Raw genomic sequence first — 12,614 nt, forward strand, 5'->3', positions numbered from 1 at the left:
TGCGCCTTTCCGGCTGCGGGTTACGGCAGGGTCAGCAGGCGAGGTCCAGGACGTCCCGCGCCCGCTGCAGGGCCACTGTCGAGGAGTAGATCAACGCCGCGTCGGCGGACTCCGCAACGCGCAAATCCAGGGCGCGGGCGAAGGACTCCACGGCCGCGGAGGTCTGGCCCGCGGTGTACTGGGTCTTTCCCAGGAACTGCAGAACGAGGGCTTCGCGGGGCGTTCCCTGCACTTCGGTAAGGAGCTGCCTGAAGAGTTCAACCGCGCGGTCCAGCCGGTTGGAGACGCGCAGTACCTCGGCTTCGAAGGCGCGCAGCCGGAAGGACTCGGGGTCCTTGAAGCGCGCTTCGGCGAGAAGTTCGGCGGCCTCGGCGGCGTGCCCTTCAACCAGCAGCACAAAGATGTGGTCCGCCGGATCGGTGGATGCGGCCAGCGCTTCCCGGCAGGCGTCCCCGTTCACGACCTCGGGCAGGAGCGTCTCCGGGTTGATCCGGATGCCGGGGAAGCCTGCTTCGGGCCAGTCTGCTGTTCCCGTGATGTCGCCCTGCATCAGGAAGCAATTTCCTGGTAGGCGGCGAACAGGAGCGACGTGTCCGGCACGTCGAGGATCCCGGGCCTGGCGACGCCGTCGAGCACCACGAACCGCAGGAGGTCCCCGCGGGACTTCTTGTCGCGGCGCATCCCGTCGAGGAGGCCCTGCCACCGGTCCTTGCGGTAGGTGACCGGGAGGCCGAGGGACTCGAGGATGCTGCGGTGCCGGTCGGCGTCGGCGTCGCTCAGGCGTCCCACGCTGCGGGCGAGTTCCGCGGCGAACATCATGCCCACGGAGACTGCCGCCCCGTGGCGCCAGGAGTAGCGTTCCACCAGTTCGATGGCGTGGCCCAGGGTATGCCCGTAGTTGAGGATTTCGCGCAGCCCGGACTCTTTGAGGTCCTCGGACACCACCTTTGCCTTGACGGCGATGGCGCGTTCGATGAGTTCGCGGATGGTCTCCGAACGGGGATCCGCGACGGCGTCGGTGTCCTTTTCCACAAGGTCGAGGATGGCGGGATCGGCGATGAAGCCGCACTTGATGACCTCGGCCATGCCCGAGATGATCTCGTTTTTCGGCAGGGTGTCCAGGGTGTCCAGGTCTGCCAGGACCGCGGCGGGCGGGTGGAAGGCACCTACGAGGTTCTTGCCTTCGGCAGTGTTGATGCCGGTTTTCCCGCCGACGGCGGCGTCCACCATGCCCAGCAGGCTGGTGGGCATGTGGATGACCTTGACCCCGCGCAGCCAGGTGGCGGCGACGAAGCCGGCGAGGTCGGTGACAGCGCCGCCGCCGACGGCGACGATGGCGTCGGAGCGGGTGAAGTCGTTCTGTCCCAGGACCTGCCAGCAGAAGGCTGCCACCTGGATGTGCTTGCCTTCTTCAGCGTCCGGAATTTCGGCCGTCAATGCGGTGAAGCCGGCGGCGGCCAGCTCGTCACGCACCGTGTCGCCGGTGAGCCGGAGGGCACGGGGGTGGATCACCAGGACCCGCTGCACCCGCTCCCCCAGCCGTCCCGGGAGTTCACCGAGCAGGCCGCGTCCCACGACGACGTCGTAGTTGTTGGCGGCGGATTCGCCGGTGACCTTGATCACTGTTGATGAGGTGTTCACTGTTCAACTTCCTGTTTGGCAGCTGCATGGGTGCGCAGTGCTGCTTCGAGCTGCCCGCCGAGCTCGGCAACCGAGCCGTGGCGGACGTCCAGGGTGATATCTGCCAGCCGTTCGTAGACTGGCTTGCGGGTGGCGAACATGGCAATCCAGCGGCCCATGGCGTCGCCCGCCAGGAGGGGCCGGCCTGAGTTGCGGGCGATGCGGCCGGCTACCGTTTCGGCGTCGCATTCGAGGTACACCACGGTGCAGCGGCTGATGAGCTGCTGGGTGCCCGAGTCCAGGACGGCGCCGCCACCGAGGGAAATCACGGTGGCTGTGCCTTCAGCCGCTTCGACGGCGCTGGCGACGGTCCGTGCCTCGATCTCCCGGAACGCGTGCTCGCCGCGCCCGGCGAAGATGTCGGCGATGGAGCCGTGGGCGGCAACGATGACAGCGTCCGTGTCGACGAACGGCGCGTTCAGCTGCTGGGCGAGCTGCTGGCCGATGGCGGATTTGCCGACGGCCATGGGACCGATCAGGACGATCGGCCGGTCGCCGACGGGACCAGTATTGCTGCGGTGCGGCACTACTTGCCGATCGAGTCCAGGGACGCCGGGATGTTGTCCAGGTAACCCTTGATGTTCCGGGCGGTCTCGGCCACGGAGTCGCCGCCGAACTTTTCGGTCACTGCTTCGGCAAGGACCAGTGCCACCATGGCTTCGGCCACGACACCCGCGGCCGGGACGGCGCAGACGTCGGAGCGCTGGTGGTGGGCCTTGGCGGGCTCGCCGGTGCTGACGTCGATCGTCTTCAGTGCACGGGGAACCGTGGCGATGGGCTTCATGGCTGCCCGGACGCGCAGGACGTCACCGATGCTCATGCCGCCTTCGATGCCGCCTGCACGGTTGCTGGCGCGGACGATCCGGCCGTCGGCGTCGCGGACGATTTCGTCGTGGGCTGCCGAGCCGCGGCGCGCAGCGGTCTTGAAGCCGTCGCCGACTTCCACGCCCTTGATGGCCTGGATGCCCATGAGGGCAGCCGCCAGCCGGGAGTCCAGGCGGCGGTCCCAGTGCACGTAGCTGCCGAGACCCGGCGGCAGTCCGTAGGCCAGCACTTCCACGACACCGCCCAGGGTTTCGCCTTCCTTGTGCGCGGCGTCCACTTCGGCCACCATGGCATCCGACGTTTCCCGGTCGAAGCAGCGCAGCGGATCCGAGTCCAGGGCAATCACATCGGCAGGTACAGGCAGCGGCCGCCCCTCGGGGACGGCGACGCTGGCGATGGAGACGGTGTGGCTGACCAGCTCGATCCCGAGCTGGTTGAGGAACCGGGCAGCAACAGTGCCCATGGCGACCCGGGTGGCGGTTTCGCGGGCACTGGCGCGTTCCAGGACGGGGCGGGCCTCGTCGAACCCGTACTTCTGCATGCCGGTGAAGTCAGCGTGGCCGGGCCGGGGCCGGGTCAGCGGGGCGTTCCGGGCCTGGTCGGCCAGCAGTTCGGCGTCAACGGGGTCGGCAGACATGATCTGCTCCCACTTGGGCCACTCCGTATTGCCGACCTGGACGGCAACGGGGCCGCCCTGGGTCACGCCGTGCCGCACGCCGCCGAGGATGGTGACGACGTCCTGCTCGAACTTCATCCGGGCGCCGCGTCCGTAGCCGAGCCGGCGGCGCGCCAAGGAGTCTGCGATGTGCCCGCTGGTGATTTCAACACCGGCGGGGACGCCTTCAATAATTCCCATCAGAGCCGGACCATGGGATTCACCGGCAGTCAACCAACGCAACATATCTTCCATCCTGCCACGGAGGGCGGTTACAAAGCCCGTCGGGGAAGGCCGACTGAGGCGCACATCACATCTATGACGGCCGCGTCGACATCATCTCCGCGGCGCGTGAAAAGCCGCACCTGTTCCACGGCCTGGTACAGCAGCATCTCCAGCCCGGGGACGACGGTGCCGCCGCCCGCCTGCCACACGGAGGCGGCCAGGCTGGGCCAGGGGTCGTACGCCACGTCCAGCAGGACGCCGGGCGTCCGGGTCTTCAGCGCGGCGATCCCGGCGGCAATGCCATCAGCCGCGCGCGGCGGCAGCGTGGAGATCACGACGTCGGCGGCCGCCGTGGGGCGGGCGGCTTCAGTCAGGGGGCGGACATCCAGTCGCACGCCGAAGTTGTCGGCAGCGGCGCGTACGTCCGCGGTCCGGGCCGGATCGCGGACGTAGACCCGCACGCTGGCCGCCCCGAGTTCCTTCAGTGCAGCCACGGCGGACGCGGCCGTGCCGCCGCCGCCGAGGATGACGGCGGTCGGCGCAGTCCCGGTCCCCGCGTGGCGGAGCGCGTTGACGATGCCTGCCACGTCAGTGTTGGAGCCCACGGTCCTTGCCGTGCCGTTGTGCTCCTCGAAAGACACGGTGTTGACCACGCCGAGGACCCCGGCCACGCCGCGTACTTCATCCACCTGGTCCAGCATGGCGGTCTTCAGCGGCATGGTGACGGAGAGGCCCCGCCAGCCGGGCTGGTCCCGTATTTGGCCCATCAGGGACGGCAGCAGCTCTTCTGTGACGTCGATGGCCGTGTAGCTGATGCCGATCCCCAGCTGATCGTAGGCCGCCGTGTGCAGTGCCGGGGACTTCGAGTGGCTGATGGGGTGGCCCAGGACGGCTGCCCGAAGGCTCATGCGCAGCGGCCCACGTTGGCGGTGCACCACGCGTTGTACTGCTCCACGTAGACGTTGTGCTCTGCCAGCGTGCGGGAGAACTTGGTCTCCTTGGTGTCCAGGTTGACGGTCACCCAGTAGAGGTAGTCGTTGGTCTTGGGGCGGGCGGCAGCATCGATGGCTGTCTTCCCCGGGGATCCGATGGGGCCCGGCGGCAGTCCGGGGTTCGCGTAGGTGTTGTATGGGTTCGACTTGTCCTGGCGCTGTTCATCGGTGAAGTTGTAGCTCTTGGTGCCCAGGCCGTAGGTCACGGCCGAGTCGACCTGCAGGAAACCGCCGGTCTGGTCGTTGGGCTTGAGCCGGTTGTAGATGGCTCCGGCAACATCCCCGTATTCCGCCTGGCCGCCTTCCGCCTGGACAATGCTGGCCACGATCACGGCCTCGTACTGCTTGGCGGGGTCCGTGATCCCCTGCGACACGAGCTCGTCGACGGTGATCTGGACGAGGGACTGCAGGATGTCCTTGGCCGGAGTGCCCAGCGGGAACCGGTGTTCACCGGGGGCGAGGTAGCCTTCCAGGTTCTTGGCGTTCGCCGGCAGCCCGAACTGGGCCGGCTGGTTGCTGAGCTCCTGCAGCTGCTGGACGGAGACTCCGGAGCCCGCAGAGATAGCCTGGAGGGATTCGCCGATCCGCAGGCCGGCGCTCAGGGCAAAGTAGATGACTTTGGTCTTGTCCTGGCCCAAAAGGACGCTGACGGCGTCGCTGTTCTTCATCTCCGATTTGAAGACGTAGTCGCCGGGTGAGAGGGTTCCGCCCGATGCGCTGAAGGCCTGCAGGAACGTGTCGGCGTTGGCCACCACGCCCTTGTTTTCGAGGTCCATGGCCACGGACCGGGCGCCTTCGCCGTTGTCCACGGTCACCTGGACCTCGCCGGTGCCCGGACCGGGGAAATCGCTGGGCTTGCCTCCGCCCAGGAGCGGTTTGAGGAACTGCGCTCCGACGGCGACGGCCGTGACGAAGACGGCGAGGGTGAGGAAGAGCGCCAGGAGCCTGCGCCGCCGCCGGACCTTCTTGGAGGGGCGGGCCACTACCTGCGCCGCCGAAGAGCCGGCCAGGAGCCCGTGATGGCCGTGGTCGTCGTGAGGGGCGTCGTCGTGGCCGTCGTGGTAATGCGCACCGTGGGCGTGGACGTCCTGGTGGTGCATGCCGTCGTGCGCGGCATGGTGGGGCGCGTCGTAGTGGACGTCATTGTGGTAATCCTCGTCGTGGTACACCGGCGCCTGGTGCACTGTGTCGTCCAGCCCAGTCTCCTGGTGCACGGTGTCCTGGTGCACGGTGCCGTGGTGGCCCTGCCCGGCCTGCCCGACCCGGTCGATGTGCTGCGTCGCGGGGCTGTGGCTTGCAGCCATGGCCGGCTCAACCGGAAGTTCGTCCTGGATGGACGGGGGCGTGTCCGGTGCTGCGGGAACGGCGGGCGCTGCCGCCGGGACGTCCGGAGCGGCGGGGACGGGCGCAGGAGGGGCTGCAGCAACGACGGGCGGTTCGGCGGGCAGCGGCGGAACCTCATGTTCCGTCTCGTAGGCCTGCTCGGGAACAGTGCCATGGCCGCCGGTGTTCAGGCTCTTTTCCCGGGCCCGCATCTCCTTGCGGGTCAGCGGCCTCGCCGGCCCGTCCAGGGGGGCGGAAGCGTCGTCAATGTTGGCAGGGCTCACTGTTGCCTTCCATTATCTGAAGATCGGGCCGTATCCCCCGGGGTCACGGGGACTGGCGCGTCCTCTTCGGTGACCCCCAGGTCCACGGTCGGGGACGGCGCTGTCACGCGTGAGCCGACATCCGCTCCCCTGGCTTTCTGCATGTCGATGGCGTGCTGAAGGATACCTGCCGCCGCGACCTGATCAACTACTTTACGGTGATTGCGGCTGCTCATGCCAGCTTCGTGAAGGTTGCGGTGCGCCGTCACGCTGCTCAGCCGCTCATCCACGAGGTTCACCGGCACGTCCAGGCCCCGGGCGGCGAGCTCGGCGGCGAGCAGCACGGCGTAGTCGGTGGCCATCCTGGCGGAGGAGTGTTCCTCGCCCTTCATGGTCCGTGGCAGTCCGACAATGACCTGGACAGCGCCGCGTTCCTCCGCCAGCCTCGCGATGAGCTTGACGTCGGAGTTCTTCTTCGCGTTCCGGTCCAGGGTCTTGAACGGTGTCGCCAGGATCCCGTCCCGGTCGCAGACGGCAAGGCCGACCCGGACGGTGCCGACGTCCACCCCCAGTTTCACGCCCTGGGGATAGCCGCCGGCAGCTTCAGGATTGGTCATGGCAGGGTTAGCGCCGTTCGATGGCGTCAACGACGGCGGCGAGGGCTGCGCCCACCTTGCCGGCGTCGGTTCCGCCGCCCTGGGCGACGTCGTCCTTGCCGCCGCCGCCACCGCCAAGGACACCGGCGGCGAGGCGGACCAGCGCACCGGCCTTCACGCCGGCGCTGCGGGCTGCCTCGTTGGTGGCCACCAGGATCATGGGCCGGTCGTTGGCGACGCCGGCCACCGCGACGGTGGCTGCTGCGGAGCCGAGCCTGTTGCGCAGGTCCAGTGCCAGGCCGCGGAGATCGTCCGCGCCGCTGACGGTGCCGGCGTCGTGGGCGATGACGCTGACCCCGGCGGCGTCCCGCGCGCTGTTGACCAGCTGGGCGGCGGCGGCTGCCAGCTGTTCCTTGCGCAGGCGGTCGAGTTCCTTCTCGGTGGCCTTGAGCTTGGCCAGGGTCGCGGCGATCCTGTCGGCCAGCTGGCCCGAGGGGACCTTCAGCATGTCCGTCAGTTCGGTCACCAGGGCACGTTCGGCGGCGAGGTGCCGGAACGCGTCCATGCCCACGAAGGCTTCCACGCGCCGGTTGCCTGAACCTACCGACTGTTCACCCAGGAGCGACAGGCTGCCGATCAGCGAGGTGTTGGCCACGTGGGTGCCGCCGCAGAGCTCACGGGACCAGGCGCCGTCGATCTCCACCACGCGGACTTCGCTGCCGTAGTTCTCGCCGAAGAGTGCCATGGCACCCAGGGCCTTGGCCTCGGCCAGTCCCATCACCTTGGTTTCCACGGTGAAGTTGTTCCGGATGGCGAGGTTGGACACCTCTTCGATTTCGGAGCGGGTAGCGGTGCTCAGGCCTTCGCCCCAGGCGAAGTCGAACCGCAGGTACCCGGCCTTGTTGAAGGAGCCGCGCTGGGTTGCCTCGGGCCCGAGGATCTGGTGCAGGGCGGCGTGCACGATGTGGGTGCCTGTGTGCGCCTGTTCGGCAGCATGCCGGCGTTCACGGTCGACGGCGGCGCGCACCAGGGAGTCGGCGCCGATCTCGCCTTCCCGGACAATGGCCTTGTGCACGCTCAGGCCCTTCAGCGGGCGCTGCACGTCGAGGACCTCCACCACGAAGCCGTCCCCGGTGATCAGGCCGGTGTCGGCGGCCTGGCCGCCGGCTTCGGCGTAGAAGGGGGTTTCGGCCAGGACGAGTTCGATTTCGTCGCCCGTGGAGGCCTGTCCGACGGGGCGGCCGCCGGCGAGGAGGCCGCGAACGCGGGATTCGCCGTCGAGGTCGGTGTAGCCGGTGAAGACCGTCTCGCCCTGGGCGAGGATCTCCTGGAAGGCGCTGAGGTCGGCGTGGCCGCCCTTCTTTCCCTTGGCGTCCGCCTGGGCGCGCTGGCGCTGTTCCTGCATCAGGCTGCGGAAGGCGGCTTCGTCCACCTTCAGGCCGGCTTCCTCGGCCATCTCAAGGGTGAGGTCGATCGGGAAGCCGTAGGTGTCATGCAGGGTGAAGGCGTCCGCGCCGGAGAGCGGCTTGTTGGCGGCCTTGGATTCCCGGACGGCGTCTTCCAGGCGGGCGGTGCCGGACGCGATGGTCCGCAGGAAGGCCTTCTCCTCGGCATAGGCGATCCGGCTGATCCGGGCGAAGTCGGTCTCCACCACCGGGTAGACGCCTTTCATGGCGTCGCGGGAAGCCGGCAGCAGTTCCGGCAGGCAGGCCTGTTCGACGCCCAGCAGGCGCATGGAGCGCACGGCACGGCGGATCAGGCGGCGCAGGACGTAGCCGCGTCCTTCGTTGGACGGAGTGACGCCGTCCGAAATCAGCATCAGGGCGGAGCGGATGTGGTCGGCGACCACGCGCATCCGCACATCGTCCGCGTGGTGCGGATCGTCGTCGGATTCGGCGGAGGTGTATTCCTTGCCGGACAGTTCGGCCGCCTTGTCGATGACGGGCCGGACCTGGTCAGTCTCGTACATGTTCTCGACGCCCTGCAGGATCATTGCCAGGCGTTCCATGCCCAGGCCGGTGTCGATGTTCTTCTTGGGCAGCTCACCGACGATGTCGAAGTCGACCTTTGAGCGGACGTTGTCGATCTGGTACTGCATGAACACCAGGTTCCAGATCTCGATGTAGCGGGTCTCGTCGGCCAGCGGGCCGCCTTCCACACCGTACGCCGGGCCGCGGTCGTAGTAGATCTCCGAGCAGGGGCCGGCGGGGCCGGGCTGGCCGGTGGACCAGTAGTTGTCCGATTTGCCCATCCGCTGGATGCGTTCGGCCGGGACACCGGTGTTCTTGAGCCACAGCGCTTCGGCTTCGTCGTCCTCTTCGTAGACGGTCACCCACAGGCGTTCCTCGGGAAGGCCGTAGCCGCCGTCGTCAACGCTCTTGGTGAGCAGCTCCCAGGCGAACTTGATGGCGTCTTCCTTGAAGTAGTCGCCGAAGGAGAAGTTGCCGCACATCTGGAAGAAGGTGCCGTGCCGGGCCGTCTTGCCCACTTCCTCGATGTCGCCGGTGCGGATGCACTTCTGCACGCTGGTGGCGCGCGTGTAGGGCGGCTCCTCGCGGGCCGTCAGGTAGGGAATAAACGGCACCATGCCGGCAACCGTGAACAGCAGCGAGGGGTCGCTGGAGACCAGCGATGCGGAGGGAACCGCCGTGTGGCCCTTGCTGACAAAAAAGTCCACCCAGCGCTTTGTGATCTCCTGCGACTTCATGAGCTGTTTTCTTACCCTTCTTGGTCCGCGCGCCTGCGCGGTTGTTCGTTCATGTGGCAGGACCTTGGGGACGGGTCCTGCCGGTTTGCTTCCGGCCGGCCAGGCTGGCGGCCAGGCGGTCAGCGGCCGGTGGAGTCCGCTGCCTCGACGCCGAGGGCGGCCCGAAGGTCGGTTTCCCGTTCGCGCATGCCGTCCCGGACCGCGTCCGCGAACTCGTACACGCCGTCGGCCAGGCGGCCGACGGCCCGGTTGAGGCCTTCCGGCCCGAGGCTGGACTGTGCTTCGGTGACCTTGCGGAAAGCGATGATGCCGATGGCGACGCCGATTCCCATCCAGACAAGTCGTTTCATTTTCCCGTTCTTTCGGAACTCAGCGGCTGCGGCGGCCGGCCGCGGGTTTCTTGCGGTTGGCCAGCGCGGTGCGCACACCGTAGCTGAACGCCGCGACCTTGATCAGCGGCGAGCCCACCGTGGCCGCCACCAGGGAGGACAGGGCGGAGAGGTTCGCTGAGGCGTCGGAGACGTTGGACGAAATGCCGTCCACCTTCTTCAGCTGCTGGTTGGTGGTGGAGACGGTGGCGGTGACCTCGTCCATCAGGGGTGTTGCGCCGTCGCTAAGGGACCTGATGGCCGTCCGGACCTCGTCGAACACCTTGCCCAGTTTCAGGATGGGCACGGCGAGCAGCAGCACCAGGAGCGCAAACACCCCGGCAGCGATCAGGCCGGCGATATCGCCACCAGACATAGACGTTCATCTCCTCGAAGTTTTTGTATTCGGGCCATCCTGCGGGCGCCCGGAAAAGCGGTGTTCCGCAGATGTCCCCCAAGTACCTTACATACAAAGAAGCCCGCGGCGCTTGCCACGGGCTTCTTTGGATACGCTGCTGGGATTAGCGTGCGTAGAATTCGACGACGAGCTGCTCTTCGCAGGTCACCGGAACTTCGGAGCGCTTGGGGCGGCGGACCAGGCGGGCCTGCAGTGCCTCGAGCTTGACGTCCAGGTAGGCCGGAACGGCGGGCAGGACGTCGCGGTGGGCGCCGGCTGCTGCAACCTGGAGCGGAACCATGGTTTCGCTGCGGCTGTGGACGTGGACCAGCTGGCCCTCGCCGACGCGGAACGACGGACGGTCCACGCGGACGCCGTCAACCATGATGTGGCGGTGCACAACCAGCTGGCGGGCCTGGGCAATGGTGCGGGCGAAACCGGCACGCAGGACCAGGGCGTCGAGGCGCATTTCGAGCAGTTCGATGAGGTTCTCACCGGTCAGGCCCTTGGTGCGGCGGGCTTCCTCGAAGGCACGGGTCATCTGTGCTTCGCGGATGCCGTACTGGGCGCGCAGGCGCTGCTTTTCACGCAGACGAACGGCGTAGTCGGAGTCCTGCTTCTTACGGGCGCGGCCATGCTCACCGGGGCCGTACGGACGGCGCTCCATGTACTTGGCGGCCTTGGGGGTCAGGGCGATGCCGAGGGACCGCGAGAGGCGGGCCTGACGGCGAGCACGAGTGTTGTTAGCCACTTGTGTCCTTCCAATATCTGCGGTGTGTCAGTGTTACTGGCCTCCACGATGGAGAGCATCGGCCAACCGCTGCCTTTTGCTACTGGGCGCAGGGCATAACCATCTCGAAGAAAATTCGGGGGGATTGTGCGTCCGCGCCTTGCCAGACAAACATCCATCCTAGCACGGCGGTCACTTGCCCCTGACAATCTTCCGCAGGCGTTCAAGGCGGACGGCGATGTCGCGCTCCGCACCGTTCCCGGTGGGCTGGTAGTAGTCGCGGCCCACAAGGTCGTCCGGCGGGTACTGCTGGGTTGCCACCGCGTGCGGTGCGTCGTGGGCGTACTTGTAGCCGAGGCCGTGGCCGAGCTGCTTCGATCCCGGGTAGTGCGAATCGCGGAGGTGGGCGGGGATGCCGTTGCCCAGCCCTGCCCGGACATCGGCGATGGCCTTGTTGATGCCCATGTAGGCGGCGTTCGATTTCGGAGCCGTGGCGAGGTGGACCACCGCCTCGGCGAGGATGATCCGGCCTTCCGGCATGCCGATCAGCTGGACCGCCTGGGCGGCGGCCACCGCAGTCTGCAGTGCGGTGGGATCGGCCATGCCCACGTCCTCCGCCGCGGAAATGACGATCCTGCGGGCGACGAACCTCGGGTCCTCCCCCGCTTCGAGCATGCGCGCCAGGTAATGCAGTGCGGCGTCGACGTCGGAGCCGCGGATGGATTTGATGAACGCGCTGGCGACGTCGTAGTGCTGGTCCCCAGCGCGGTCGTACCGGACAGCCGCGACGTCGAGGGCGCGTTCGGTATGCCTGAGCTCGACCTTCACCGGGCCGTCGCCGCCGGCGGCGTCATCGGCATCGCCGAAGGCCACGCCCGCAGCCGCCTCCAGGGCGGTCAGTGCGCGCCGGGCGTCGCCGCCGGACAGCCGGACCAGGTGGGCCAGCGCCTCTTCATCGAGCTCGGCCTTGCCGTCCAGGCCGCGAGGATCCTGCACCGCCCGGACAAGGAGCCCTTCAATGTCGGCGTCGGTGAGCGGCTTGAGGGTCAGCAGCAGCGAGCGTGACAGCAGCGGGGAGACCACCGAGAACGACGGATTTTCCGTCGTGGCGGCCACCAGGACCACCCAGCGGTTTTCGACGCCGGGTAGCAGCGCGTCCTGCTGGGCCTTGTTGAAGCGGTGGATCTCGTCCAGGAACAGGACTGTGGTGGTCTTGTAGAGGTCGCGGGCGGTGAGGGCCTCGTCCATCACCCGGCGGACGTCCTTGACCCCCGCGGTGATGGCTGACAGCTCCACGAACTTCCGGCCCGGACCGCGGGCGATGACATGCGCCAGGGTGGTTTTTCCGGTGCCCGGCGGCCCCCAGAGGATCAGTGAACTGGGTCCCGCAGGGCCGGACGTGTCCGCTCCGGCGCCGGCAGCGAGCTGGCGCAGGGGCGAGCCCTGGCCCAATAGGTGCTGCTGGCCGACTACTTCATCAAGGGTGCGGGGACGCATCCGGACGGCGAGCGGACCGCGCGGGGAGGCACTGCCCGCTCCCCCGGCACTCCGGCGGGCGGCAGGCGCACCGTCGTCGCCGTCATCGTCGTTGCCCGGCCCGTGCCCGAAGAGATCTTCCACATAGATAGGCTACTTCCAGTCGTTCGGCAATCCTGCCGCGCGGCAGTCCCGTGAAGGAGGCGTCATGTCCGCACGGCAAGCCGGTGCCGGCCGGCCGCCCTCGGTGCGGACGGCCTTCGTTCCCGGCGTCCGGCTCGCGGCCTGGGCCGGGCGGTTCAGCGCCGCGCATGGCGGCTACACGCTGGGGGATGACGACGACGGGCTGCGGCTGAGTGCCGCGGACGGTGCGGAGG

At 68.1% G+C, this 12,614-nt stretch carries 12 protein-coding genes; all 12 read right to left on the bottom strand.

Annotation, left to right across the window (positions count from 1 at the left end; genetic code table 11):
- Positions 1 to 31: 31 nt before the first annotated feature.
- The 12 genes from ACYQ1Z_RS18570 to ACYQ1Z_RS18625 all read right to left on the bottom strand — a co-directional run bounded on the left by ACYQ1Z_RS18570 (position 32) and on the right by ACYQ1Z_RS18625 (position 12,381).
- Positions 32 to 550: a tetratricopeptide repeat protein gene (locus ACYQ1Z_RS18570; protein ID WP_459794024.1), complete on the bottom strand. Its 519-nt coding sequence runs from the start codon at positions 548 to 550 to the stop codon at positions 32 to 34.
- Positions 550 to 1,641 carry a 3-dehydroquinate synthase gene (gene aroB / locus ACYQ1Z_RS18575; RefSeq protein WP_459794025.1) on the bottom strand — a complete coding sequence of 364 codons (1,092 nt, stop codon included), beginning with the start codon at positions 1,639 to 1,641 and terminating at the stop codon, positions 550 to 552. The genes ACYQ1Z_RS18570 and aroB overlap by 1 nt, the downstream gene beginning before the upstream one ends.
- Entirely contained in the window at positions 1,638 to 2,207 is a 570-nt protein-coding gene (locus tag ACYQ1Z_RS18580) for a shikimate kinase (protein WP_459794026.1), read from the bottom strand. The genes aroB and ACYQ1Z_RS18580 overlap by 4 nt, the downstream gene beginning before the upstream one ends.
- Positions 2,207 to 3,406: a chorismate synthase gene (gene aroC / locus ACYQ1Z_RS18585; protein ID WP_459794027.1), complete on the bottom strand. Its 1,200-nt coding sequence runs from the start codon at positions 3,404 to 3,406 to the stop codon at positions 2,207 to 2,209. The genes ACYQ1Z_RS18580 and aroC overlap by 1 nt, the downstream gene beginning before the upstream one ends.
- A 26-nt stretch (positions 3,407 to 3,432) precedes the next feature.
- The gene (locus ACYQ1Z_RS18590; protein ID WP_459794028.1) at positions 3,433 to 4,293 is read right to left on the bottom strand and encodes a shikimate dehydrogenase; all 861 of its coding nucleotides are present in this window, start codon (positions 4,291 to 4,293) and stop codon (positions 3,433 to 3,435) included.
- Positions 4,290 to 5,984: an endolytic transglycosylase MltG gene (gene mltG, locus ACYQ1Z_RS18595; protein ID WP_459794029.1), complete on the bottom strand. Its 1,695-nt coding sequence runs from the start codon at positions 5,982 to 5,984 to the stop codon at positions 4,290 to 4,292. The genes ACYQ1Z_RS18590 and mltG overlap by 4 nt, the downstream gene beginning before the upstream one ends.
- Positions 5,981 to 6,580, bottom strand: a complete 600-nt coding sequence (gene ruvX, locus ACYQ1Z_RS18600; RefSeq protein ID WP_459794030.1) for a Holliday junction resolvase RuvX — start codon at positions 6,578 to 6,580, stop codon at positions 5,981 to 5,983. The genes mltG and ruvX overlap by 4 nt, the downstream gene beginning before the upstream one ends.
- A 7-nt stretch (positions 6,581 to 6,587) precedes the next feature.
- A complete protein-coding gene (gene alaS, locus ACYQ1Z_RS18605) occupies positions 6,588 to 9,266 on the bottom strand; it encodes an alanine--tRNA ligase (RefSeq protein WP_459794031.1) in 2,679 nt (892 codons plus the stop codon).
- Between the two features lie 119 nt (positions 9,267 to 9,385).
- Positions 9,386 to 9,616 (bottom strand): DUF6167 family protein, encoded by a 231-nt coding sequence (locus ACYQ1Z_RS18610; RefSeq protein ID WP_459794032.1) that lies wholly within the window; start codon positions 9,614 to 9,616, stop codon positions 9,386 to 9,388.
- A gap of 19 nt (positions 9,617 to 9,635) precedes the next feature.
- The gene (locus tag ACYQ1Z_RS18615; RefSeq protein WP_459794033.1) at positions 9,636 to 10,010 is read right to left on the bottom strand and encodes a DUF948 domain-containing protein; all 375 of its coding nucleotides are present in this window, start codon (positions 10,008 to 10,010) and stop codon (positions 9,636 to 9,638) included.
- A gap of 145 nt (positions 10,011 to 10,155) precedes the next feature.
- The gene (gene rpsD, locus ACYQ1Z_RS18620; protein WP_066276228.1) at positions 10,156 to 10,782 is read right to left on the bottom strand and encodes a 30S ribosomal protein S4; all 627 of its coding nucleotides are present in this window, start codon (positions 10,780 to 10,782) and stop codon (positions 10,156 to 10,158) included.
- Positions 10,783 to 10,953: 171 nt separating this feature from the next.
- A complete protein-coding gene (locus ACYQ1Z_RS18625; RefSeq protein WP_459794034.1) occupies positions 10,954 to 12,381 on the bottom strand; it encodes a replication-associated recombination protein A in 1,428 nt (475 codons plus the stop codon).
- Between the last annotated feature and the right edge of the window lie 233 nt (positions 12,382 to 12,614).

Source organism: Arthrobacter sp. AD-310 (assembly GCF_054656615.1).

What these genes read in the sequence shown, in the direction of transcription:
- ACYQ1Z_RS18570 (WP_459794024.1), bottom strand. Translation starts at nt 550, where the DNA reads ATGCAGGGCGACATCACGGGAACAGCAGACTGGCCCGAAGCAGGCTTC.
- aroC (WP_459794027.1), bottom strand. Translation starts at nt 3,406, where the DNA reads ATGTTGCGTTGGTTGACTGCCGGTGAATCCCATGGTCCGGCTCTGATG.
- ACYQ1Z_RS18590 (WP_459794028.1), bottom strand. Translation starts at nt 4,293, where the DNA reads ATGAGCCTTCGGGCAGCCGTCCTGGGCCACCCCATCAGCCACTCGAAG.
- ruvX (WP_459794030.1), bottom strand. Translation starts at nt 6,580, where the DNA reads ATGACCAATCCTGAAGCTGCCGGCGGCTATCCCCAGGGCGTGAAACTG.
- alaS (WP_459794031.1), bottom strand. Translation starts at nt 9,266, where the DNA reads ATGAAGTCGCAGGAGATCACAAAGCGCTGGGTGGACTTTTTTGTCAGC.
- ACYQ1Z_RS18610 (WP_459794032.1), bottom strand. Translation starts at nt 9,616, where the DNA reads ATGAAACGACTTGTCTGGATGGGAATCGGCGTCGCCATCGGCATCATC.
- ACYQ1Z_RS18615 (WP_459794033.1), bottom strand. Translation starts at nt 10,010, where the DNA reads ATGTCTGGTGGCGATATCGCCGGCCTGATCGCTGCCGGGGTGTTTGCG.